We start from the raw sequence: 20,209 nt of genomic DNA on the forward strand, positions 1-20,209 counted from the left end.
GGGCGCTGACACGATTTCGGGCGGTACTGGCGCTGATAGCCTGTCGGGCGGGGACGATGCCGACACATTTGTGATCGAGGACGGCTTTGGCGCGGACACGATCATCGGCGGCGAAGGGGTCACCACCGGCACGGATTACGACACCATCGACCTTTCCGCCGTGACCAACCCGGTCACCGTGACCTTCACCGGCTCCGGCGCGGGCACGATAAGCGACGGGACAAGCACGCTCAGCTTCTCGCAGATCGAGCGGCTGATCCTGGGCGCCTCAGCCGATGTGGTGGATATTACCAGCGACACAGACGGAATGGAGATTATCGCCGGGGCCGGCAATGACACCGTGACCGGCGGCTCCGGCAACGACACGATTGCGGGCGGCGACGGGGATGATCTGATCGACGGCGGTGATGGCGACGACTTCCTCACAACCGGCCTTGGCAACGATACCCTGATCGGTGGCTCCGGCAATGACACGTTGATGAACTCCGACGGCGATGACAGCCTGGTCGGCGGTGCGGGCAATGACAGCATCGTTGCCACCGGCGGCAATGACACGCTCGAAGGCAACGACGGCGACGATACGCTTGAAGGCGGTGCTGACAATGACAGGCTGGTCGGTGGCACTGGCGCCGACAGTATGTCGGGTGGCGACGATGCTGACACGTTTGTCATCGAGGACAACTTTGGCGCGGACACGATCATCGGCGGCGAAGGGGTCACCACCGGCACGGATTACGACACGCTTGATCTGTCGGCCGTCACCGTTCCGGTCACGGTAACCTTTACCGGTACCGGCGCGGGCACGATCAGCGACGGCACCAGTACGCTCACCTTCTCCGAAATCGAGCGCGTAATCCTGGGCGACTCAGCCGATGTGGTGGACGCCACCAACGACGCAGGCGGGATCGAGATTATCGCAGGCGGCGGCAACGACACCGTGACCGGCGGATCCGGGAACGATACAATCGACGGTGGCGATGGCGAGGATACCATCGACGGTGGCGCGGGCAATGACAGCCTTCTTGGTGGACTCGGTGCCGACACTATCTCGGGTGGTGCTGGGGCGGACACGATTGACGGCGGCAACCAAAGCGATCTGATCCTGGGCGGTGACGGCAACGACGTGATCACCGACTCAGGCCTGAACCTATCGGATGACACCATAGACGGTGGCTTGGGCGATGACACCATCGACGGCGGTCTGGGCAAAGACAGCCTCACCGGTGGCGATGGAAACGATAGTATCGCCGGTGGTGATGGTCAGGATACCCTTCAAGGCGGAGATGGCGCGGACTCCCTCGACGGCGGCGGCAATAATGACGTGATCGACGGCGGCGCGGACGCCGATACAATCACCGGCGGCACCGGTGCCGACACGATCGAGGGTGGCACCGGGGACGACGTTATTGACCTTGGTGCCGATAGCGACAGGGATACCCTGGGAGTGTCCGATCTTGCCGGGTCGGATATCGTGACGAATTTCGACATGACCGACAGCGGCGATGGCACCACGGTAGACCAATTCGATGTCTCGAATCTGGTCGATGCAGATGGCAATCCGGTCAATGCCTGGGATGTTGTCGTCAGCGACACCAATGGCGACGGGACAGGTGATGCGGTGCTGACCTTTGTCAACGGCGAGTCGGTGACGCTGGTTGGCGTTCAGCGTTCGCAGGTGGACAACGCCCAGAAACTCAATTCGATGGGCATCCCGTGTTTCACGCCCGGTACGATGATCGCAACCCCAAGCGGCGAAACCAAGATAGAAACGCTGAAGCCCGGCGATCTGGTCACAACTCTTGAATACGGCCCGATGCCGATACGCTGGCTGGCCCTGTCGGAAGTCGCAGTTAAAACTGCGTCTCTACCGCAGAACCTCACGCCGGTCCGGATCAGGCCGGGCGTGCTGGGCAATGCACGTGCGCTGGTGGTGTCGCCGCAGCACTGCGTCCTGCTGACAGATCAGCTCACGAATGCGTCCTACTATGTGCGGGCTAAGCATCTGGCTGAAGAAACTACATTGGCTTCTTTTGCGCGGGGTCGTCAGAGCGTCACGTATATCCATCTTATGCTCGACAAACATGCGACGCTGATATCCAATGATATCCCGAGCGAAAGCTTCTATCCTGGGCCGATGGCTATGAAGATGATGTCGGCCGTAACTCGCCTAGAACTATACGCCCTACTCCCTGAATTGGATCAGATGCCTGTCGAACAAGCCTACGGGGCGCGGGCCGCAACCGTTCTATCACGCAATGAACTGCAAATACTCAACGGGCGCCTTGGACTTCTTCAAGGCAGGCGGCTGGCGGGCACCCCACCCTATTGGACTCACAGCCACAGGGGGCGCGAAACTGGCAGCCCACTAAGGTTTCACCCGATAACCAACCGCAGTTTTTGTGTCGAAAACGTCGACAGGTGACAGCCGGTTAGCGGCTCTCTGCCAGTTGGTCCTCACCCGGAAGAGACACGGTGAAATCGCAGTCCTATTCAGTCCTGCGCGTCCGCCAGCTGGTTGCGCACGATTACGTCGATCCTTGTGTCGTTGAAGCGAAAGATACCTGTTTGCTTCAGAGCATCCCGGACCGAGGTGCTTTCAGATAGCCGTTTCCAGACGGTCGGCGACGAGTATGGGGCCATACGCGGTTTGGTGGCGACGCCCATTGTCATCCCGTTCAGATATCTGACCTGTTGGCGATGCGCGGGAAACAGAATGGACTCCGACAAGAATCCATCCTCGCTGTTTGCGCTTTCCAACAGGTAGATGCGATTGCCCTTATAGGCTGCCAGCCCGGTATATTTCGTCCGTTGAACGATGCTTTGATCATCGCTCAAGGCACGTTCGAAGGTATGCGAAACGATATAGCCGTCCTGTTCACGCAGCCAGATCAGCGTGCGCATGATCTTGCCTTCCCAGGTCGGCGTTGTGAAATGGCCGTGATAGAACCCCAGGTACCGACGCAGCGGACCGGCCTGGTTCTCGAAAATTCTGGACAGCACGCGCGCCGGGCTTTTGCGGGAGGGCGCCGTCAATCTGTTCATCCTGCCCAAGAAGGCCGGGTGATCCAGGTCGAGGTCCTGTTCGCTGATATTGAAATGCCGGGCGATGCGCCGAAGGTTGTGCGCCGAGGGCATTCCACCGCCATTGAGGTATCGATTGAATTGCTGACGGTTCAAGCCGATATCGCGGCAGACCTGCGCAATGCTGCCGTAGTCAGCGCAGAGGGATCGCAGGTTCCGCGAAAAGTTTTCCGACATGCGACAAGTCCTTCGCACATAGACGCATTAATGCTTATAAAAGCTTAAACCTGCGTACAGTTGCTTACTAGGTGGTTTTTGATTTTCGTTCCAATTTTCGCTTGTGAGTCGCAAACGGTGATCGGCGTGCAAAACGAAATCAAGACACTAGAGAATGAGTGGATCCCTCTTCCCGACGGGCGAAAACTGGCGGCACGGGTCTGGCTTCCCGCTCTGCCGGGGGCTGCGCCGGCGATCCTGGAGTATCTCCCCTATCGCAAGCGGGACGGAACGGCAGCGCGTGATGAAACCACACATCGGGTGTTTGCCGCCCATGGCTATGCCTGTGTGCGGGTCGACATTGCCGGGACCGGCGACAGCCAGGGCCGTTTTGACGATGAATACTCCGAACAGGAGCTCTGCGATGGCGAAGAGGCTCTGAAATGGATCGCAGGCCAGGACTGGTGTGATGGCCACGTCGGAATGATCGGGATCAGCTGGGGTGGCTTCAACGGCCTGCAGCTTGCGTATCGCCGACCGCCGGAATTGAAGGCGGTTGTCACCATGGCCTCGACGGCTGACCGCTATGCCGATGACATTCACTACATGGGCGGCTGCCTGCTCAGCGATAACGCCAATTGGGCGGCACAGATGTTTGCCTATCTGTCTCGCCCTGCTGATCCCGACCTGCGGCCCGACTGGCGCGATGACTGGATCGCGCGGATGGAGCTGCTGCCTGATCTTGCCGCCGACTGGCTGGCGCACCCCACAAGCGATGAGTTCTGGAAACACGGATCGGTTTGCGAAGACTGGTCACGGATCGAGGTGCCGGTTCTGGCAATCACAGGCTGGGCGGACGCTTATGTCAACACGCCCCTTACCCTGGTTGAGAACCTGACTTCGCCGACCAAAGCGCTGATCGGCCCCTGGGAGCACCGCTATCCGCATATCTCAAAGATCGAAGCCGCAGACGCCCATTCGGAGATCATCGGATGGTTCGACCGATGGCTGAAAGGCGAGTTGAACGGGGCTGAAACACTGCCTGCCTTGCGAACATTCGTGCAGGAACATGACAACCCGTCCGGCAAGAACCAGCCACGCAGGGGTCGGTGGGTGTCAGAGGAAAGCTGGCCATCGAACACCATTCAGGAGCGCATTTATTTTCTCGGCGATGGTGCGCTGTGCCCAGCGGCCAAAGCCGGGGAGGTCGATATTGCCAATCCTGCCAGCGTCGGGTCCGCCAGCGGCTATTTCTGCCCGGGGATGCGGATCGACAACGAGCTGCCGGGCGATCAGGTCGAGGACGACAGGCACTCCACCTGCTTTGACATTTCGCTGGACGCGCCGCTTGAGATCGTTGGACGCCCGCGTCTGAAGCTGGCGTTTCGTGTTGATCAACCGGTTGCCCAGGTGGTGGCCCGGCTCTGTGATGTCGCGCCGGATGGCGTGTCGCAACGCATCACCTATCGGCCCTTCAACCTGACCCATCACAAAAGCCACGAAACCCCGGACGCTTTGGTGCCGGGCGAACGCTACGAGGTTGAGTTCGAACTGAACGCCTGTGCCCATCGGCTGCGCGCGGGGCATCGCCTCCGTCTGGCGCTGTCGACATCCTACTGGCCGATCGTCTGGCCCTCGCCCAAACCTGTGACGATCACGCTGGACTGCCCGGGCAGCCAGTTGACACTGCCTCAGCGACGCGTGGCTGGTGAACCGGAGCCTGCCAACCCCGGACCGCCAGACAAATTTCCGACATTGGCTGCGGATGTCCTGCGTGATCCGTCGAGCACGTCACGGCGTGGAACCGACGATGAAGGACGGACAACGCTCGACGCATTTGACGATTTCGGCATGTCGCGCGATCCCTATCACGGCCTTATCAGCGGCAGCCATGTAGCGACGCATTATTCCATCCATCCCGATGATCCCGCCAGCGCCAAGATGGTGGCCGACTGGCGGTTCGAGTTCCGCCGCGACGACTGGCAGGTTCGGATCGACACGCATTCGCGCATGTCCTGCGACGAGACGCATTTCTACCTGCACCGCAGTTTGCGGGCCACGGAAGGGCCCGATGAAACCGAAGTCCTGTCAAAAGAATGGTCGCGGACCATTCCGCGCGGGCTTCTCTGAACAACCCAACGGGGAGATCACAATGAAGATCGAATGGATGAAGGCACCAACAGGACGCCGAAACTTCCTAAAAGGCGCGACAGCGCTTGGTGCGGCCGCCGCAATGCCTATGGGCTGGGCGGGGACCGCTTTTGCCCAGCATGATGGCGTCCTGCGCGTCCGCGCCTATGGCGACGCTCCGAACATGGATCCCGCGCATAGTGTCGGCGTTGTGGAAGAGGAGATCCACGCCGCAATTTACAACAAGCTGATCCAGTACAAGCCCGGCTCCGAATGGGGCTGGCAACTTGATGCGGCGTCGATGATCGAACAGGTGGACCCGACCCATATCAAATTCGCCCTGCGCGATGACATCGGCTTTACCAACGGCCATGGCGCGATGACAGCCGAGGATGTCAAATTCAGCTTCGAACGGATCGTGGCCGAGGCCACCGAAAGCCCGAACAAGCCGGATATGGGACCGCTCAGCCATGTTGAGGTCACTGGCGAGCGCGAAGGCACCATTGTGCTGAACGAGCCCTTCGCGCCGCTCTGGTCTATTGCCTTGCCCTATATCACCGGCAACATCGTGTCCAAGGCCGCGGTTGAGGCCACTGGCGGGCGGATCGGCTCCGACCCGGTCGCCGAAAGCGGCCCCTATCTGCGCGCGAGCTGGAGCCCCAAGGAGAAGACAGTGTTGCAGCGAAACCCCAACTGGAAAGGGGACGCACCGGCCTGGGATACGATTGAAGTCTACCCGATCGACGATGAAAACACCGCCGAGATCGCATTCGAGGCAGGCGAGCTGGACCTGACCCGCGTCTCGCTAGGATCGGTCGCGCGCTACCGTGGCGGCGTTCCAAACGGCGGGACCCTCGTCGAAAACCCCTCGCTGTTCTATGTCTGGCTGGGGATGAATCTGGATCACCCGAAACTACAGAACCAGAAACTGCGGCAGGCGATCCAGCATGCCATCGACGTGCCGACAATCCTGGAGGCCTCCTACTTTGGCGCGGCGGATCCGTCGACAGGCATCATCGCACCGGGTCTGGCAGGAAACCGTGCTCAGGGTCTTGTGGCGCCGCAGGCCAACATTGAAAAGGCAATGGCACTGCTTGCGGAATCCGGCGAGACAAATGTCTCCCTCACGCTCGATATCCTGAACAAGACGACCTACACGACGATGGCTCAGGTCATTCAGGCGATGCTGGCGCAAATCGGGATCACGCTGGAAATCAACGTTCTGGAATCCGGTGCGTTCTGGGCGAGCGGCGAAAACGAAGATCTTCAACTGGTGCTGAACCGCTTCTCGATGGCGCCTGATCCCTCCTATGCAACGGCCTGGTTCACCACTGAACAGGCAGGCATCTGGAACTGGGAACGTTTCCGCAATGACGAATTCGACAAACTCCACGCCGCCGCATCTGCGGAAACCGACAATGCAGAACGCGCTGCAATGTATCAGCGAGCGCAGGACCTGATGGAAGAAAGCGGCGCCTATCGCTTTATCACCCATGAAGCAACGCCGGTCGTGCATTCCTCGCGTGTTGTTCCGGCCCTGCGCCCGGATGGGCTTTCGCTGCTCAGATACTTCGGCAAGGCGTAACCTCCCTACGTCTCTGCGTGTGGCTGCCCTCGGGCGGCCGCACGCGATTACCCCGCCCAGAAAGGCCCGATCGATGTTCAACTTTGCTCTGAGGCGGTTTGCGCTTGCGGCGCTGATCCTCTTTGTTGCGGTAACACTCATGTTCCTGATGATCCGTGCAGTCCCCGGCGATCCGGTGCAGATCATGCTTGGTCCGCGAGCGACCCCGGAGCTTCAGGCACGGCTCACCGCCGAACTGGCGCTGGATCAGCCGATTTGGCGGCAACTGGTGATCTTTTACAGCAACATGATGCAGGGCGATCTGGGCACCGACGTGTTTTCGGGCCGCTCGGTCACCCAGATTGTCTTTCAACAGCTTCCCTTCACGCTTGAGCTGATCTTTGCGTCGATCCTCTGGTCTGCCGCCCTCGGCATCGGGCTTGGCGCCTATGCCGCGGCCCATCCCAACACCCTGATCGACCGAAGCGTCGCGGTGCTGTCGGTGAGTTTCGTCGCGGCCCCCGCATTTGTCGTGGCGCTTTTGTCGCTTTTGCTGTTTGCCGTGCAGCTCCAGTGGTTCCCGGCGATTGGTGTCGGTGACGGGTTCTGGGACCGGCTGGATCATCTGGTTTTGCCCGCGTTTGCAATCGGGCTGAGTTGGGTCGGGTATATCGCGCGGCTTGTACGTGCCTCGATGCTGGAAGTGCTTGGTGAACACCACATCCGGACCGCCCGCGCCTTTGGTCTCTCCGAGCGACGGATCGTCATGGTCTACGCGTTGCGGATCGCCGTTCTGCCGGTCGTCACCGTGATCGGCGTCGGGATGGGCTTTCTGCTCAGTGCGGCCGTTTTTGCCGAGATCGTCTTTGCCCGGCCCGGTCTGGGCAAATTGGTGATCGATAGCATCACCACCCGCAACTACCCGATCGTCATGGGCTCGGTGCTCATCTCAACGGGGCTGTTCGTTATCTCGACCGCCGTTGCGGACCTCGTCAACGCCTGGCTGGACCCGCGCGCGAGGACCTCGACATGACGTCCTCGACCATGGGTAAACCGCGCTCCGAACTCGGCATTATTCTCAAAGGCGTCGCCGGGAACCCGCTGGGCCTGATGGGGCTGATCATCGTCGGGGCCATCGTGTTCAGCGCCATCTTCGCGCCATGGATTGTGCCCTACGATCCGATTGCCATGAATATTCAGGACCGTATGCAAGGCCCATCGGCCAGCCATTGGCTGGGCACCGACCAGCTGGGCCGAGATACCTTCAGCCGCGTGATCATGGGCGGACAGGTGGCGCTGAAGGTCGCCTTGCCTGCGGTCTTTGGTGCCATGGTGATCGGTCTGACACTGGGAATGATCGCGGGCTACGGGCCAAAATGGCTCGACAATCTGCTGATGCTTCTGTTTGACACCATCCGGTCATTCCCAACCGTGATGTTCGCGCTGGCCGTCGTCGCGCTGGTGGGTCCCAGCCTGCAAACTGTGGTTTTCGTGGTCATGGCGACCTCGATCCCGACCTATGGCCGTGTGGCGCGCACGCAGACGCTCACATTGCGCAACTCGGAGTTCATACTGGCCGAACGCTCCATGGGGGCCAGCATGGCCCGTATTCTGGGTGTCCATTTGCTACCCAATATCATTGGCGTCCTGGCGGTTCTGGCTGCCATGGACATCCCCACGGTGATCGCGCTTGAGGCCGGTCTGTCGTTCCTCGGTCTAGGGGTAAAACCGCCGACACCCAGCTGGGGTGCATTGTTGAAAGATGGCTATGCCCTGATCCGGCAAACGCCGTGGTTGGTGGTCGGAGGCGGCCTGCCGATCATCATCGCAACGCTGGGCTTCACCTTCCTCGGCGAATCCCTGCGCGACGTGGTTGACCCGAAATTGAGAAAGAACCGATGACCGAAACCTTGTTGGAGATCGACCATCTCAGCGTCGACTATAAAACCGAACGCGGCGACCTGAAAGCCTTGCGCGATATCACCTTTGACGTCCGCAAAGGGGAAATCGTCGGGATCGTCGGCGAAAGCGGCTGCGGAAAGTCGACGCTGATCTCGTCGATCCTGCGGTTGACGGCACCGAACACGCGGTTCCGTGAGGGCGCGGTACGGTTCAAGGGGCAGGACCTGTTGCAGGCCAACGAGCGTCAGATGCGCGCCCTGCGCGGCGACGATATCTCAATCGTCTTCCAGGACCCGATGCAGACCCACAACCCGGTGCTGACCGTCGGTCAGCAGATGGTCGATATCCAGCACCGGTCCTCCGCGTCCAAGGCCGCAAAACGCGCAACCGCCGCGAAAATGCTGGGGGCTGTGGGCATTCCCGATCCCGACGCGCGGCTGAACCAGTTCCCGCATGAATTCTCTGGCGGGATGCGCCAGCGGATCGCCATTGCCATGGCGCTGATGTCCGAGCCTGACCTGCTGATCGCCGATGAACCCACAACGGCACTGGATGCCACGCTTGAAGTACAGATTATCGAACGCTTGCAGGAGCTTCAGCGCGAAATGAACTGCGCGATCCTATTCATCTCGCATCATCTGGGCGTGATTGCGGAACTCTGTGACAGGGTGGTGGTGATGTATGCGGGCGCAGTCGTCGAAAGCGGCGATGTACGCGAGATCTTTCACAACCCGAAACATCCCTACACCCGCCGCCTGATCGAATGTGATCCGGGCCACATCAAGACCCGCGCCCGTGTCCTGCCGACCATTCCGGGCGAAGTTCCCGATCTGGCGAACCTGCCCGGCGGCTGCATTTTTCGCGACCGGTGCGATCAGGCAATCGCCCGCTGCGCGGCAGACGTGCCGCCACTTGAGCGACTGGGAGACGACGGTCATCTGGCTGCCTGTTGGCTGAACCATGAGGAGATGACGGCGTGAGCCTTCTGTCTGTTGATAACCTTCAAACCAGCTATGGTCGGGTCAATGTGCTGGCTGGCGTCAGCTTTGACGTGGCCCCGGGCGAAACCTACGCGCTTGTCGGCGAAAGCGGATCGGGCAAGACAACCGTCATTCGCGCAATTGCCGGGCTGGCCCCGGCGCAGGCCGGTTCGGTCAAATTCGACGGCAGGGAAATCCGCGGCCTGCCCGAACGGCAGCTGCGCCCCCTGCGCAAGGACATCGCCATGATGTTTCAGGATCCGGTCGGAAGCCTGTCTCCGCGGCTGACCATCGGCAGTCTGATCACGGAACCCTACAGGATTCAGGGCATGAAGAGCCGCGACCTGCACGCCGAGGCGAAGCGCCTGCTGGAGATGGTCAACCTGCCTGCGCATTTCGCCGACCGCTATCCCTATCAATTGTCCGGCGGTCAGGCACGGCGTGTCGGGGTGGCCCGCGCACTGGCGCTGGAACCCAGGTTGATCCTGGCCGACGAACCGACAGCGGGATTGGACGTCTCCGTGCAGGGCGAGTTGCTGAACCTGCTCAATGAACTGCGCGAACGGCTGGGGCTGGCCATGGTGATCATCACCCATAACCTCAGCGTCGTGCGCCATGTGGCCGACCGTATGGGGATCATGTATCTGGGGCGGCTGGTGGAAGAAGGCACCACCGAAGCAATATTCGAAAGCCCGCGCCATCCCTACACCCGCTGCCTTCTCAGCGCGAACCCGGAACCTGACCCTGACGCCCGGCTGGAACGCATCGCGCTGAAGGGCGAACCGCCGAGTCTGATGAACCGGCCAAAGGGATGCGAGTTCCGCGAGCGCTGCCCCTTTGCCCATGACATTTGCACCCAAACACCCAGATGGGAGGTGACCGCAGGCCATGGCCTGCGCTGCCTCGCGCCACTCTCGTAGCGAGCCCGCAATGACAGCCACGCTTTATTCCAACGGCACCATCCTGACGATGGACGTCGAAAACTCTCAGCCCGAGGCGGTGCTGACCGAAGGCGGATTGATCCGTGCCGTCGGCGACGAAACCGTCCTGCGCGCCCAGATGCCCGGCGGCACGCGGCTCCATGACCTGCAGGGCCAGACGCTTATCCCGGCCTTTATCGACCCGCATGGGCACTTTCCCGATCCGGGGTTCATTGCGCTTTTCCGTGTCGATCTTGCGTCACCGCCACGTGGCGACTGCATCGATATGGCAACGGCGCTAAACCGCCTGCGTGCCAAGGCAGCCGACACCCCAAAAGGCGAATGGGTTATGGGGGTTCTTTTTGACAACACCGCAATCGCCGAGGGTCGGATGCCGACCCGGGCTGAACTGGACGACGTGTCCACAGATCATCCCATCTGGGTGCTTCATGCCTCGGGCCACAATGGCGTCGCGAACTCCGCCGCCCTTGAAATGCGCGGCATCTCACGGGATACGCCGGACCCACTGGGCGGCCGCTATGGCCGCCGGGATGACGGCGCGCTGACAGGTCTCATCGAAGGCCTGTCCGCCATGGGCGAAATGGGCGATACCGATTTCCTGATCAATCGCGAAAGATTCTGGCAGGGTTTCGCGGTCTGCCGCGACGATTACCTCGCCCATGGCGTGACCTATGCGCAGAACGCCTGGACCTCGCGGGTAATGCTGGAGCATTTTGCCTCGCTCGGACCAGACAAAGATCCCGGTATCGACCTGATGCTGCTGCCCATTGGAGAGCTTGAACCGGGGCTTTGGGACACTCTCGACTGGCCCGGCAATCGGCATTTCACCCTTGGCCCCCGCAAGCTATTTACCGATGGGGCATTCCAGCTTCAGACCGCCTATCTCTCTGCGCCCTATCACCGGCCAATTGACCCGAAACATTCCTGCGGGATGCCCTATGTGGCCGCTGAGGAACACCGCCGCGAAGTCAGGAAACTACATGACCTCGGCCACCAGATCCATTGCCACTGCAACGGTGATGCCGGGGCCGACATGTTCATTGATGCCGTGGCCGCCGCCTTGGCCGACACCCCACGCGCGGATCACCGCCACACGATCATTCACGGCCAGACCCTGCGCGACGACCAGCTTAGCCGTATGGCTGAGCTTGGCATCACGGTCAGCTTCTTCTCGGCCCATATCCATTTCTGGGGCGATCGCCATTACAGTACGTTTCTCGGCCCCGAGCGCGCCAGCCGCCTGTCCCCCGCCGCGTCGGCCGAGCGATTTGGGGTCCGCTACACCCTGCACAATGACGCCTCCGTAACGCCAACCAGGCCGCTGCATCTGGCCCATTGCGCCGTCAACCGCACCACATCAAGCGGGCGGCTGCTCGGGGAAAGCCAGAAAATCAGCGTCCTCTCGGCCCTGCGGGCACAAACGATAGACGCGGCCTGGCAGGTCTTCCAGGAAGATATTCGTGGATCAATAGAGCCGGGAAAATGCGCCGATCTTGCAGTTCTCTCAGGCAATCCGATTGCGGCCTCAGAGAACCTTCTGGATTTGAAAGTGACGGCGACAATTCGAGCGGGCAAAATGGTGTCGGGAGACTGACCCTCCGACGAGGTCTGTGTGACTGTGGTCGTGACGGGTTCATTTTTGATCGCTTCACAACCTATTCAGAGAGACCATAGCCGAGGACACAGATTGCAGCAGCTTTGCATTTGGCAATTACCCAATCTCGTATGCGTGTGCGCCCGCAACATGCCTCATCTCCATTGCGCTGTTGCATTGGGAGGGGATGCCACGCTCAAGCGTTGCAAAGAACCAATAGGACGCAGACCTGCTAGAATACCCGCCGCGCAAGCGCAGCGTCATGGGCGATTACAAGGGTTCGCGATCCAGCCGCGCGACCAGCAATCATCTTTTTTCAGAAATCCACGCAGGTATTGTCGGATTTGCATTGGCCCGCGCGTTCTTGCAGCATGTGATCAGTGCACTGGAGAAAACCATGATCTATGCAATTACAATCTACGGAGAAGCCGGGCTTTTTGAAACACTCCCCAAAGAACGGCAGGACGAAGTGCTGGCCGGACATGGCGCGTTGCAGGAGGCGCTGAAGAAACGAGGGGAGTTCATCTCGATCAAGCTGATGCCGCCAACCTCGGCAGTGATGCTTGACCCTGCACCGGCGGTCGATCAGCCTCCGTTGATTGTGGATGGGCCCTATGCCGAGACCAAAGAGAGTTTCTTGGGATTTTACGCCGCCGACTTTGAAAACCTGGACGATGCTCTAACCCATGCCAAGATGATCTCATCCCCGGTGGTTCGGCTAGAAGTGCGGCCCGTGGCCTGGGCTGGAGGTGCGATTTCATCGGAATAGGCATGTGTCGGACTGGCTAGAAGCAACAATCACCAGACAGCGTCCGCAGGCGCTGGCCGCGCTGACCCGCTACTTTCGCGATATAGACATCGCGGAGGACGCCTTTGCAGAGGCCTGTCTCAAAGCCCTCAAGGTCTGGACGGACATCGGCGCACCCCGTGATCCTTTGGCCTGGCTGCTGGCCACCGCCCGCAACGCGGGGCTCGACACGCTGCGCAAGTCCCAGCGGCACCATGCCATCCTGGCGCGGCACTGTGCAGAGTTTCAACCCATGACAGAGGCACCCCCTGATCCCGATGAACTGCGCGATGACGTCCTGCGCCTGTTGTTCATCTGTTGCCACCCGGAGCTGGAACGGCGCGATCAGATTGCCATCGCGCTGCGCATCGTCGCCGGGCTCAGCGTTGCGGAAATTGCACGCGGCTTCCTGATCAAACCGAAGGCCATGGAACAACGGATCACCCGCGCGAAGAAGAAAATTGCCAGTGGTACCGTCGCCTTTGAAACGCCCAGCCCGCAGGAGCGGGGCGCGCGGCTGGGTGAGGTCTCGCTGATGGTCTACCTGATGTTCAACGAGGGCTGGTCGGCTTCTGGTGGTGAGACCCAGATCAAGCTCACAGTCTGCGAAGAGGCAATCCGCCTCGCTCGTCTGCTGGCAAACCTGTTCCCGGCCATGGGCGAGCAGGCGGCGCTTCTGTCGCTCCTGCTGTTTCAACATTCGCGGCGTGACGCACGCATGGATGCTGATGGCCAGCTCGTCCCGTTGGAGGATCAGAACCGCAGCCGATGGGATCTCTCCCAAATCGCCGAGGCGACGGCGCTGCTACAAAAGGCCCAGAGGATCAATCATCGGGGGGTTTACATCATTCAGGCCGCGATTGCTGCGGTCCATGCCCGCGCGCCCTCCGCAGAAGAGACCGATTGGTCACTGATCGCTGCGCATTACGCCGCGCTCTATGCCCTGCAGCCTTCGCCCGTTGTGCGTCTCAACCTCATCGCAGCGGAGGCACGGATTGAAGGCCCTGCCTACGCGTTGGCCGCGTTGGAGCCGCTGGCTGACGATCTGTCGCAATACCGCTGGTTTCATGCCATGAGAGGCCGACTGTTGCAGGACACCGGCAATCATCCAGCGGCCATCAAGGCGTTTGAAGCAGCGCTTTCACTCAACCCGACAGCACCGGAACGCGCCGCCGTTCAAGGAAAAATCGCGCTCAGCAAAAAAGAACTGCCCGACGTGTAGGGGTTGGGAGTGGTCATGCGTCCTTGGGTCAGACCTGCATTCGGGCAGGCAAACAGGGAGAAGACATATGAGCATTCTTGAGATGACAGCAATTGGAAACGCCGGCTGGATCGGGCACTCCGGGCCGGATCAGGAGAAGGCCAAAACCTTTTATCAGGAGGTGCTAGGCTGGACCATCAACAATATGCCGATGCAGGACGGGTCCAGCTACTCGGCGATTGCGGTGGGCGAAACGGCGATTGGCGGTTTTTCTCCCATGCCCGAGGAGAGCGGAAGCTGGACGATTTTCTTTACCGTTGCCGATGTGGACAGCTGCGTGACCACCGCAAAGGCCAAAGGCGCAACCGTCCTGCAAGCCCCCATGGATATGCCCGGTGTCGGTCGCATGGCAACGCTCACAGATCCGCAGGGCGCCCGCTTTGCAGTGATCACCTATGCCCAGAACCCGGCCTAAGGACGCGCTCAGATGGAACAAACACCACAGATCGCGCTGGCCGTAACGGCGATTTTCGTCCTTCTCAGCATCCCGATGGCGATCTCGGTCGGGGTGCGCCGGGCCAAAACCGGCATCCTGCTGCTGCATGGTGACGATGATGTGCTGCTGCGCCGGATCCGGGCCCATGGCAACTTTGTCGAATATGTGCCGCTTGCGCTTCTGGCCCTCGCCGGTGCTGAAATCGCCGGAACCGCAGCCTGGCTGGTGGCCCTATGCGGTGCCGTGCTCATCCTGGCGCGGCTCATCCACTACTTTGGCCTGCTTGCATCGGCGGATAGTAAAGGGCGCGCCGTCGGTGCCGCGCTGACAACCTTGGCGATGTTCATGCTCGCCATCGCCATCCTGTGGCAACTATTTGGGGCTGCCTGATGCCTTATGACGAAGGCCTTAGCCAACACATGCGCGGCGCACTCGCCGCGCATGTGGGGATCACTGAAAAGCGGATGATGGGCGGTGTGTGTTTTTTCCTGAACGGCAATATGCTTTGCGGTGCGCGACGGCACAAAGATGGTGTCGGGCGGTTTATGTTCCGTATCGGCAAGGAGAACGAAGCGGCCGCCCTTGCAGACCCGACCGCCCGCGTCGTCATCCACGGCAAGCGCAAGCTGGGTGGCTTCATCCTGGTAGATGAGGCCGATTGCCCGGACCCCGCAATGAAGCGCTGGCTGCAGCAATGCCTGGCACATGCAGCAGCCCTGCCCGCCAAAAAGTGAGGGACAATCATGAATACATTCGACAGCTACAGCCCCGATGCGCTGCAATTCCTGCGCGATCTGAAGGCGAACAACACCAAAGACTGGTTCACGGCACATAAAACGACATATGAACACTGCATCAAAGATCCCACCAAGGTCTTTGCGGCTCACATGGAGAGCGCACTTGGTGCGCTGACCGGTCAACCGCATAGCAGCAAGATCTTCCGTATCCATCGCGACGTCCGCTTCTCCAAGGACAAGACGCCCTACAACGCTCATATCCACGTCGCCTTGAGACCAGAAAGAACAACCGCGCAGCCGCCCATGTGGTTCTTCGGTCTCTCGCCTGAGAAGCTGACGCTGGGCTGTGGCGTGTTTCAATACGACAACGAAGCACTCGCCAATTTCCGCAGGGCGATGGCGGGTCCTAAAGGGGCCGAGTTGATCGCATTGACGGACGAACTGCGTGCCTCAGGTATCCGCATCGGTGAGCCGGACCTGAAACGGGTCCCCAAAGGTTTTGATAAGGATCATCCGAACGAGGTTGCACTGCGACGCAAGGGGTTTGCCGCATGGATCGACATCACCGACACAGCCTTTGTCACGGGGCCAGATCTCGTCGAACGTAGCACTGCGACGTTTCAAAAGCTCATCCCGGTATTTGACCTGCTTTCCGACATCGGCTCCCCTACCGGCCCCTGCTAAAGAATCCGCAGTATCATCGGCACGGTCGCAATATGACACTTGTGTGGGAATACAGGCGGTTGACGCGCGTCATTTGATAGGCCTGAAGCACCTCTAGATGACAGAGCCCGATAGACGGCGGCAGAGCGGAGGCCGATCTCAGCGTGGCGCGGTGACCATAATGAATTTACTCGGCTTGCTTATCGCCGCAAAACCATATCGGGCGACCGGCCGCCAAGTCGGTTGGCGAAGGCCTCGGTGAACGACTATTTGCATCCATGGCCATGTGCTTACAGCCGAGGCGCGACCGGTAAGCGGATTGCTTCACGGACACAGAGAGGATTCCGGCGCGATTGCCGACGTTGTCCGCTTGGAGCATGGCGCCTTGAGCGAGATAGTGGCAGCCCGCCGCTCGATCCAAGACACAGGCTGATCCAGACCGTTTCGCGCGGCCCGCACCTGCGATACCGGCGCCCGACGCGAAAGCGAAGGTGGTCAAGAGGACCACATTCACGGCCCTCAGGGCAGAGCGATCCCCAATATGTGCGGCTCATCAGCCGGATGGAAATCCATCGTGAGCGCCCTATTCCACCCCAACATTAAGAGAAACAGAATACGACAATATTGAGGAAGATGGCGGAGACGATGGGATTCGAACCCACGAGACCCTTCCGGGCCTACTCCCTTAGCAGGGGAGCGCCTTCGACCACTCGGCCACGTCTCCGCTGACCCGTCTATCAGCGCAACCAAGCCAAGAACAAGGGCGAAATGCTGTTTTCGGCAAAAAAATTGCAGCCCTTGACCAGGGGGACAAAAACAGCAATCGCCCCGCCGCAGGCGTGCTGCAGCGGGGCGATGTGAGACGCTGTTCGGACGAAGGAAACCATCGTCGCGCACCGCTTCAGGGCAGGATGGCAAGCCGCTTCAGGAACAGAGTTTTCACCGCATCGGCGTCAACTGCCATGTAGACGTCGATCGGCTTGCGGTCGCTGTCTGTGGCAAGGCGGGTTTCGCCTGACGTTTCACCGTCGCAGGACACCTCCATTGCAACCGAGCGCGCCGTGAACAACTCAGGATGCGTGCAGGCAATGACTGCGGCCGGATCATGAAGCGAGCAGCCGTCAAACTTGCCGACGGTTTCATAGAAATGCAGGTAGAAGACCGACATTTCTTGCAACATCCCACCCAGCTCAGGGGATTGCGCGGCAATGGCGGAGAAATCCTCGGCGGTGCACAGAATGCGATGCGTGACATCCAGACCGACCATCTCGACCTGCGCGCCGGAGCCGAAGACGACGTCGGCCGCGTGGGGGTCGTGATAGATGTTGGCTTCGGCGTGGGGGGTGATATTGCCGCCCTCTTCCAGCGAGCCACCCATGATCACGATCCGTTTCACATTTTTTGCAAACTCGGCGTCGCGCTGAATCGCATGGGCGATATTGGTCAGCGGACCAATCGGACAGATCACCAGCTCACCCTTGTGCTCGCGCGCCATGCGGATCAGGAAGTCAGCTGCATCCTCCTCCAGAGCTTGCCCTTTCGGCGTCTTGGCCGGAATGTCGCCAAACCCTTCGGCGCCATGCACATGGGCAGAGGGCGTAAACGGCGGCAGCACCAGCGGGGTCTCGGCGCCATGGGCGACTGGCAGGTCCAGACCCGCAGCTTCCAGCAAACGCAACGCGTTACGGGTGGCCGTTTTGGTGGTCACATTGCCAAAGATTGTCGTCAGCCCGAGTAGCTCGATATCCGGGGCCGCGGCCGCGTAGAAAATCGCCATGGCATCGTCGATACCGGGATCCGTGTCGATGATCAGCTTTGTCATTTTTATCCTTCCGACTAATTAATCGTGCGGGTTTAGCATTTCCGTTAGCGGCAACTCAAGCCTGCCACTTTCAGGAATAGACAACAGCTGTATCAAGAAAATGCCCGCCTTCACTGGAAGACGGGCACCAATATTGTCGCGGAGAGCAGAAAGATCAGGTGTTGAACAGGAAGTGCAGCACATCGCCATCCTTGACGATGTAGCTTTTGCCCTCGGCGCGCATCTTGCCCGCTTCCTTGGCACCCTGTTCGCCGTTATGGGCGATGAAATCGTCATAGGCGATGGTTTCAGCGCGGATGAAACCTTTCTCGAAATCGCCGTGGATGACGCCCGCCGCCTGCGGTGCCGCAGTACCGGACCGGATGGTCCAGGCGCGTGCTTCCTTGGGGCCAACGGTGAAATAGGTCTCCAGGTGCAACAGCTGGTAGCCTGCACGGATCAGCCGGTCGAGACCAGCCTCGGCAAGTCCCATTTCGGAGAGGAACATCTCTGCTTCCTCCGGCTCCAGCTGGCTGATTTCTTCTTCGATTTGGGCCGAGATGATCACATGGCTGTTGCCCTGAGCCGCAGCCATGTCCGCCACTTTGGCCGAATGCTCGTTGCCCTCGACCGATTCCGACTCGCCGACGTTGCAGACATAAAGCACTGGCTTGGTTGTCAGCAGTTGCAGCATTTTCCAGGCCTTGGCGTCCTCTGCGTCGACCTCGACCAGACGCGCGGGTTTGCCATCTTCCAACATCGCCTGTGCCGCCGCCAGAAGGCGGTCCTGCTGCTGAGCTTCCTTGTCGTTGCCCTTCAGCTTACGCACCAGATTGGCGCGGCGTTTTTCAATGCTTTCTAGGTCGGCCAGCATCAGTTCAGTCTCGATCACCTCGGCATCGGCAACCGGGTCAACGCGCCCTTCAACATGGGTCACATCGCCATCTTCAAAGCAGCGCAGCACATGGGCGATGGCATCGGTTTCGCGGATGTTGGCGAGAAACTGGTTGCCCAGACCCTCGCCCTGCGAAGCGCCTTTGACCAGGCCTGCGATATCAACAAATGTCATCCGCGTCGGGATGATCTGTTTAGAGCCCGCAATGGCCGCCAGCTTGTCCAGCCGGGCATCGGGCACGCCGACTTCACCGACATTCGGTTCGATCGTGCAAAACGGAAAGTTCGCCGCCTGCGCCGATGCGGTTTTCGTCAATGCGTTGAACAGGGTCGACTTGCCGACGTTCGGCAGACCCACGATTCCCATTTTAAAGCCCATTTCGGCCTCCTGATGCCACTTGGGAGGTGCTTCTAGGCAGCATTTCGAAGTGACGCAAGCGCGCATCTCCCGCCCCCTCCGCCAAGCGCCCCGGTCGAGGCTGGTGCAAAGAGCCGTGAAGACCTAGTCCCGATGCGGAGGTTCTGAGCAAGGAAAATTTCAAAACAAGGTGCAACCAATTGGCGACACTCGCGTTCCTTTGATCGGAATGTGATCCCTTTGCCCCGCCAGAAGGTGGACATTCTTATGATTTAACGGCTCATTTCAGCTAGGCTGACCAAAACGAGACTATTGACAATGACATTACGCACCTTCGTTACCGCGACGCCCCTCGCCTGCGCCCTGACGCTTGCCAGCGCCCTCCCTTCGGCTGCCGCCGACTGGATCTTTGGTGCAGGATATTCAAGCTTTTCCCGTGAAGGGGCAGAGGATAGCGCATTGATCTCGGTGGAATACCAGCATGATGCGTTCTGGCAGCGTGGCAACTTCGACGCAGCCTTTGGTGCCGCACTTGATTTGCAAACCACTGGCGATCTGTTCATCGGCGCAGGTGCGGTCGGCACGTGGCATCTCCAGCGCGGCTGGTTCATTGAAACCAGCGTAATGCCCGGTGCCTACGCCGAGAGTGTCCGGCTCAACGATCTGGGCTCAACATTTGAAATTCGCAGCGCAATCGCCCTTGGCAAGGAATTCGCAAATGGCAAATCTCTGTCGCTGGCGCTGACCCATAAATCAAACGCATCCACAGCCGATATCAACCCCGGGGTAAATTCGCTTCTGCTACGCTGGCACGTCCCCTTCAAGGGCTAGAGGCAGGCGCCCGCCTGGCGGAGGAGCAGCGTGGCAATAAGGCGAGCGGGATTGATTTCCGCCGCAACATTCGGCACACCGAAGCGGACACAT

The 20,209-nt window shown here is 60.1% G+C and carries 18 protein-coding genes and 1 tRNA gene; 15 read left to right on the plus strand and 4 right to left on the minus strand.

Features of this window, described 5'->3' with window-relative positions:
• The coding region (locus VWZ81_RS13180; protein WP_416543294.1) for a Hint domain-containing protein at positions 1 to 2,422 on the plus strand (2,422 nt) is incomplete at its 5' end.
• A gap of 68 nt (positions 2,423 to 2,490) precedes the next feature.
• Here VWZ81_RS13180 and VWZ81_RS13185 read toward each other — a convergent pair.
• A complete protein-coding gene (locus VWZ81_RS13185) occupies positions 2,491 to 3,258 on the minus strand; it encodes a helix-turn-helix transcriptional regulator (RefSeq protein ID WP_340544476.1) in 768 nt (255 codons plus the stop codon).
• 126 nt (positions 3,259 to 3,384) lie between these two features.
• Between VWZ81_RS13185 and VWZ81_RS13190 the strand changes: the two genes are divergently transcribed.
• The 13 genes from VWZ81_RS13190 to VWZ81_RS13250 all read left to right on the plus strand — a co-directional run bounded on the left by VWZ81_RS13190 (position 3,385) and on the right by VWZ81_RS13250 (position 16,253).
• On the plus strand, positions 3,385 to 5,367 hold the full coding sequence (locus VWZ81_RS13190) for a CocE/NonD family hydrolase (RefSeq protein WP_416543295.1): 1,983 nt from the start codon (positions 3,385 to 3,387) through the stop codon (positions 5,365 to 5,367).
• Positions 5,368 to 5,389: 22 nt separating this feature from the next.
• The gene (locus VWZ81_RS13195) at positions 5,390 to 6,952 is read left to right on the plus strand and encodes an ABC transporter substrate-binding protein (RefSeq protein ID WP_416543296.1); all 1,563 of its coding nucleotides are present in this window, start codon (positions 5,390 to 5,392) and stop codon (positions 6,950 to 6,952) included.
• A gap of 73 nt (positions 6,953 to 7,025) precedes the next feature.
• Positions 7,026 to 7,964: an ABC transporter permease gene (locus VWZ81_RS13200; RefSeq protein WP_416536542.1), complete on the plus strand. Its 939-nt coding sequence runs from the start codon at positions 7,026 to 7,028 to the stop codon at positions 7,962 to 7,964.
• A gap of 11 nt (positions 7,965 to 7,975) precedes the next feature.
• Entirely contained in the window at positions 7,976 to 8,833 is an 858-nt protein-coding gene (locus VWZ81_RS13205; RefSeq protein WP_340546277.1) for an ABC transporter permease, read from the plus strand.
• Complete coding sequence (locus VWZ81_RS13210; RefSeq protein WP_340544472.1) at positions 8,830 to 9,813, plus strand: ABC transporter ATP-binding protein; 984 nt, start codon at positions 8,830 to 8,832, stop codon at positions 9,811 to 9,813. The genes VWZ81_RS13205 and VWZ81_RS13210 overlap by 4 nt, the downstream gene beginning before the upstream one ends.
• Positions 9,810 to 10,733: an ABC transporter ATP-binding protein gene (locus VWZ81_RS13215; RefSeq protein ID WP_416543297.1), complete on the plus strand. Its 924-nt coding sequence runs from the start codon at positions 9,810 to 9,812 to the stop codon at positions 10,731 to 10,733. The genes VWZ81_RS13210 and VWZ81_RS13215 overlap by 4 nt, the downstream gene beginning before the upstream one ends.
• A 10-nt stretch (positions 10,734 to 10,743) precedes the next feature.
• Positions 10,744 to 12,348 (plus strand): amidohydrolase, encoded by a 1,605-nt coding sequence (locus tag VWZ81_RS13220; RefSeq protein ID WP_416543298.1) that lies wholly within the window; start codon positions 10,744 to 10,746, stop codon positions 12,346 to 12,348.
• A 262-nt stretch (positions 12,349 to 12,610) separates the two neighbouring features.
• Positions 12,611 to 13,117, plus strand: a complete 507-nt coding sequence (locus VWZ81_RS13225) for a YciI family protein (RefSeq protein WP_416536539.1) — start codon at positions 12,611 to 12,613, stop codon at positions 13,115 to 13,117.
• A gap of 4 nt (positions 13,118 to 13,121) precedes the next feature.
• Positions 13,122 to 14,357 carry an RNA polymerase sigma factor gene (locus tag VWZ81_RS13230; RefSeq protein ID WP_416543299.1) on the plus strand — a complete coding sequence of 412 codons (1,236 nt, stop codon included), beginning with the start codon at positions 13,122 to 13,124 and terminating at the stop codon, positions 14,355 to 14,357.
• 67 nt (positions 14,358 to 14,424) lie between these two features.
• Entirely contained in the window at positions 14,425 to 14,811 is a 387-nt protein-coding gene (locus VWZ81_RS13235) for a VOC family protein (protein ID WP_416537260.1), read from the plus strand.
• A gap of 12 nt (positions 14,812 to 14,823) precedes the next feature.
• Positions 14,824 to 15,222, plus strand: coding sequence for an MAPEG family protein (locus VWZ81_RS13240; RefSeq protein WP_340544464.1), 399 nt, complete (start codon positions 14,824 to 14,826; stop codon positions 15,220 to 15,222).
• Positions 15,222 to 15,566, plus strand: coding sequence for a TfoX/Sxy family protein (locus VWZ81_RS13245; protein WP_416537259.1), 345 nt, complete (start codon positions 15,222 to 15,224; stop codon positions 15,564 to 15,566). Before VWZ81_RS13240 ends, VWZ81_RS13245 begins: the two co-directional genes overlap by 1 nt.
• A 9-nt stretch (positions 15,567 to 15,575) precedes the next feature.
• A complete protein-coding gene (locus VWZ81_RS13250; RefSeq protein ID WP_416543300.1) occupies positions 15,576 to 16,253 on the plus strand; it encodes a DUF2461 domain-containing protein in 678 nt (225 codons plus the stop codon).
• 613 nt (positions 16,254 to 16,866) lie between these two features.
• On the opposite strand, the gene VWZ81_RS13255 is transcribed toward VWZ81_RS13250, so the two are convergent.
• From VWZ81_RS13255 to ychF, 3 genes are all read right to left on the minus strand, one after another.
• Positions 16,867 to 16,956, minus strand: a tRNA-Ser gene (locus VWZ81_RS13255).
• A 177-nt stretch (positions 16,957 to 17,133) separates the two neighbouring features.
• Positions 17,134 to 18,054: a nucleoside hydrolase gene (locus tag VWZ81_RS13260; protein WP_340544460.1), complete on the minus strand. Its 921-nt coding sequence runs from the start codon at positions 18,052 to 18,054 to the stop codon at positions 17,134 to 17,136.
• 154 nt (positions 18,055 to 18,208) lie between these two features.
• Positions 18,209 to 19,306: a redox-regulated ATPase YchF gene (ychF, locus tag VWZ81_RS13265; RefSeq protein WP_416537256.1), complete on the minus strand. Its 1,098-nt coding sequence runs from the start codon at positions 19,304 to 19,306 to the stop codon at positions 18,209 to 18,211.
• 297 nt (positions 19,307 to 19,603) lie between these two features.
• On the opposite strand from ychF, the gene VWZ81_RS13270 reads away from it, so the two are divergent.
• Positions 19,604 to 20,116: an acyloxyacyl hydrolase gene (locus VWZ81_RS13270; protein WP_340544457.1), complete on the plus strand. Its 513-nt coding sequence runs from the start codon at positions 19,604 to 19,606 to the stop codon at positions 20,114 to 20,116.
• The last annotated feature ends 93 nt before the right edge of the window (positions 20,117 to 20,209 follow it).

The organism is Phaeobacter sp. JH20_34, from assembly GCF_048056095.1.
Taxonomy (GTDB): domain Bacteria; phylum Pseudomonadota; class Alphaproteobacteria; order Rhodobacterales; family Rhodobacteraceae; genus Phaeobacter; species Phaeobacter bryozoorum.

Bases quoted from the DNA above. Each gene is read 5' to 3' on its own strand.
- VWZ81_RS13210 (WP_340544472.1), top strand. From the start codon at position 8,830: ATGACCGAAACCTTGTTGGAGATCGACCATCTCAGCGTCGACTATAAA.
- VWZ81_RS13240 (WP_340544464.1), top strand. From the start codon at position 14,824: ATGGAACAAACACCACAGATCGCGCTGGCCGTAACGGCGATTTTCGTC.
- VWZ81_RS13250 (WP_416543300.1), top strand. From the start codon at position 15,576: ATGAATACATTCGACAGCTACAGCCCCGATGCGCTGCAATTCCTGCGC.
- VWZ81_RS13195 (WP_416543296.1), top strand. From the start codon at position 5,390: ATGAAGATCGAATGGATGAAGGCACCAACAGGACGCCGAAACTTCCTA.
- VWZ81_RS13185 (WP_340544476.1), bottom strand. From the start codon at position 3,258: ATGTCGGAAAACTTTTCGCGGAACCTGCGATCCCTCTGCGCTGACTAC.
- VWZ81_RS13225 (WP_416536539.1), top strand. From the start codon at position 12,611: ATGGGCGATTACAAGGGTTCGCGATCCAGCCGCGCGACCAGCAATCAT.
- VWZ81_RS13270 (WP_340544457.1), top strand. From the start codon at position 19,604: ATGACATTACGCACCTTCGTTACCGCGACGCCCCTCGCCTGCGCCCTG.
- VWZ81_RS13220 (WP_416543298.1), top strand. From the start codon at position 10,744: ATGACAGCCACGCTTTATTCCAACGGCACCATCCTGACGATGGACGTC.
- VWZ81_RS13260 (WP_340544460.1), bottom strand. From the start codon at position 18,054: ATGACAAAGCTGATCATCGACACGGATCCCGGTATCGACGATGCCATG.
- ychF (WP_416537256.1), bottom strand. From the start codon at position 19,306: ATGGGCTTTAAAATGGGAATCGTGGGTCTGCCGAACGTCGGCAAGTCG.
- VWZ81_RS13205 (WP_340546277.1), top strand. From the start codon at position 7,976: ATGGGTAAACCGCGCTCCGAACTCGGCATTATTCTCAAAGGCGTCGCC.
- VWZ81_RS13245 (WP_416537259.1), top strand. From the start codon at position 15,222: ATGCCTTATGACGAAGGCCTTAGCCAACACATGCGCGGCGCACTCGCC.
- VWZ81_RS13235 (WP_416537260.1), top strand. From the start codon at position 14,425: ATGAGCATTCTTGAGATGACAGCAATTGGAAACGCCGGCTGGATCGGG.
- VWZ81_RS13200 (WP_416536542.1), top strand. From the start codon at position 7,026: ATGTTCAACTTTGCTCTGAGGCGGTTTGCGCTTGCGGCGCTGATCCTC.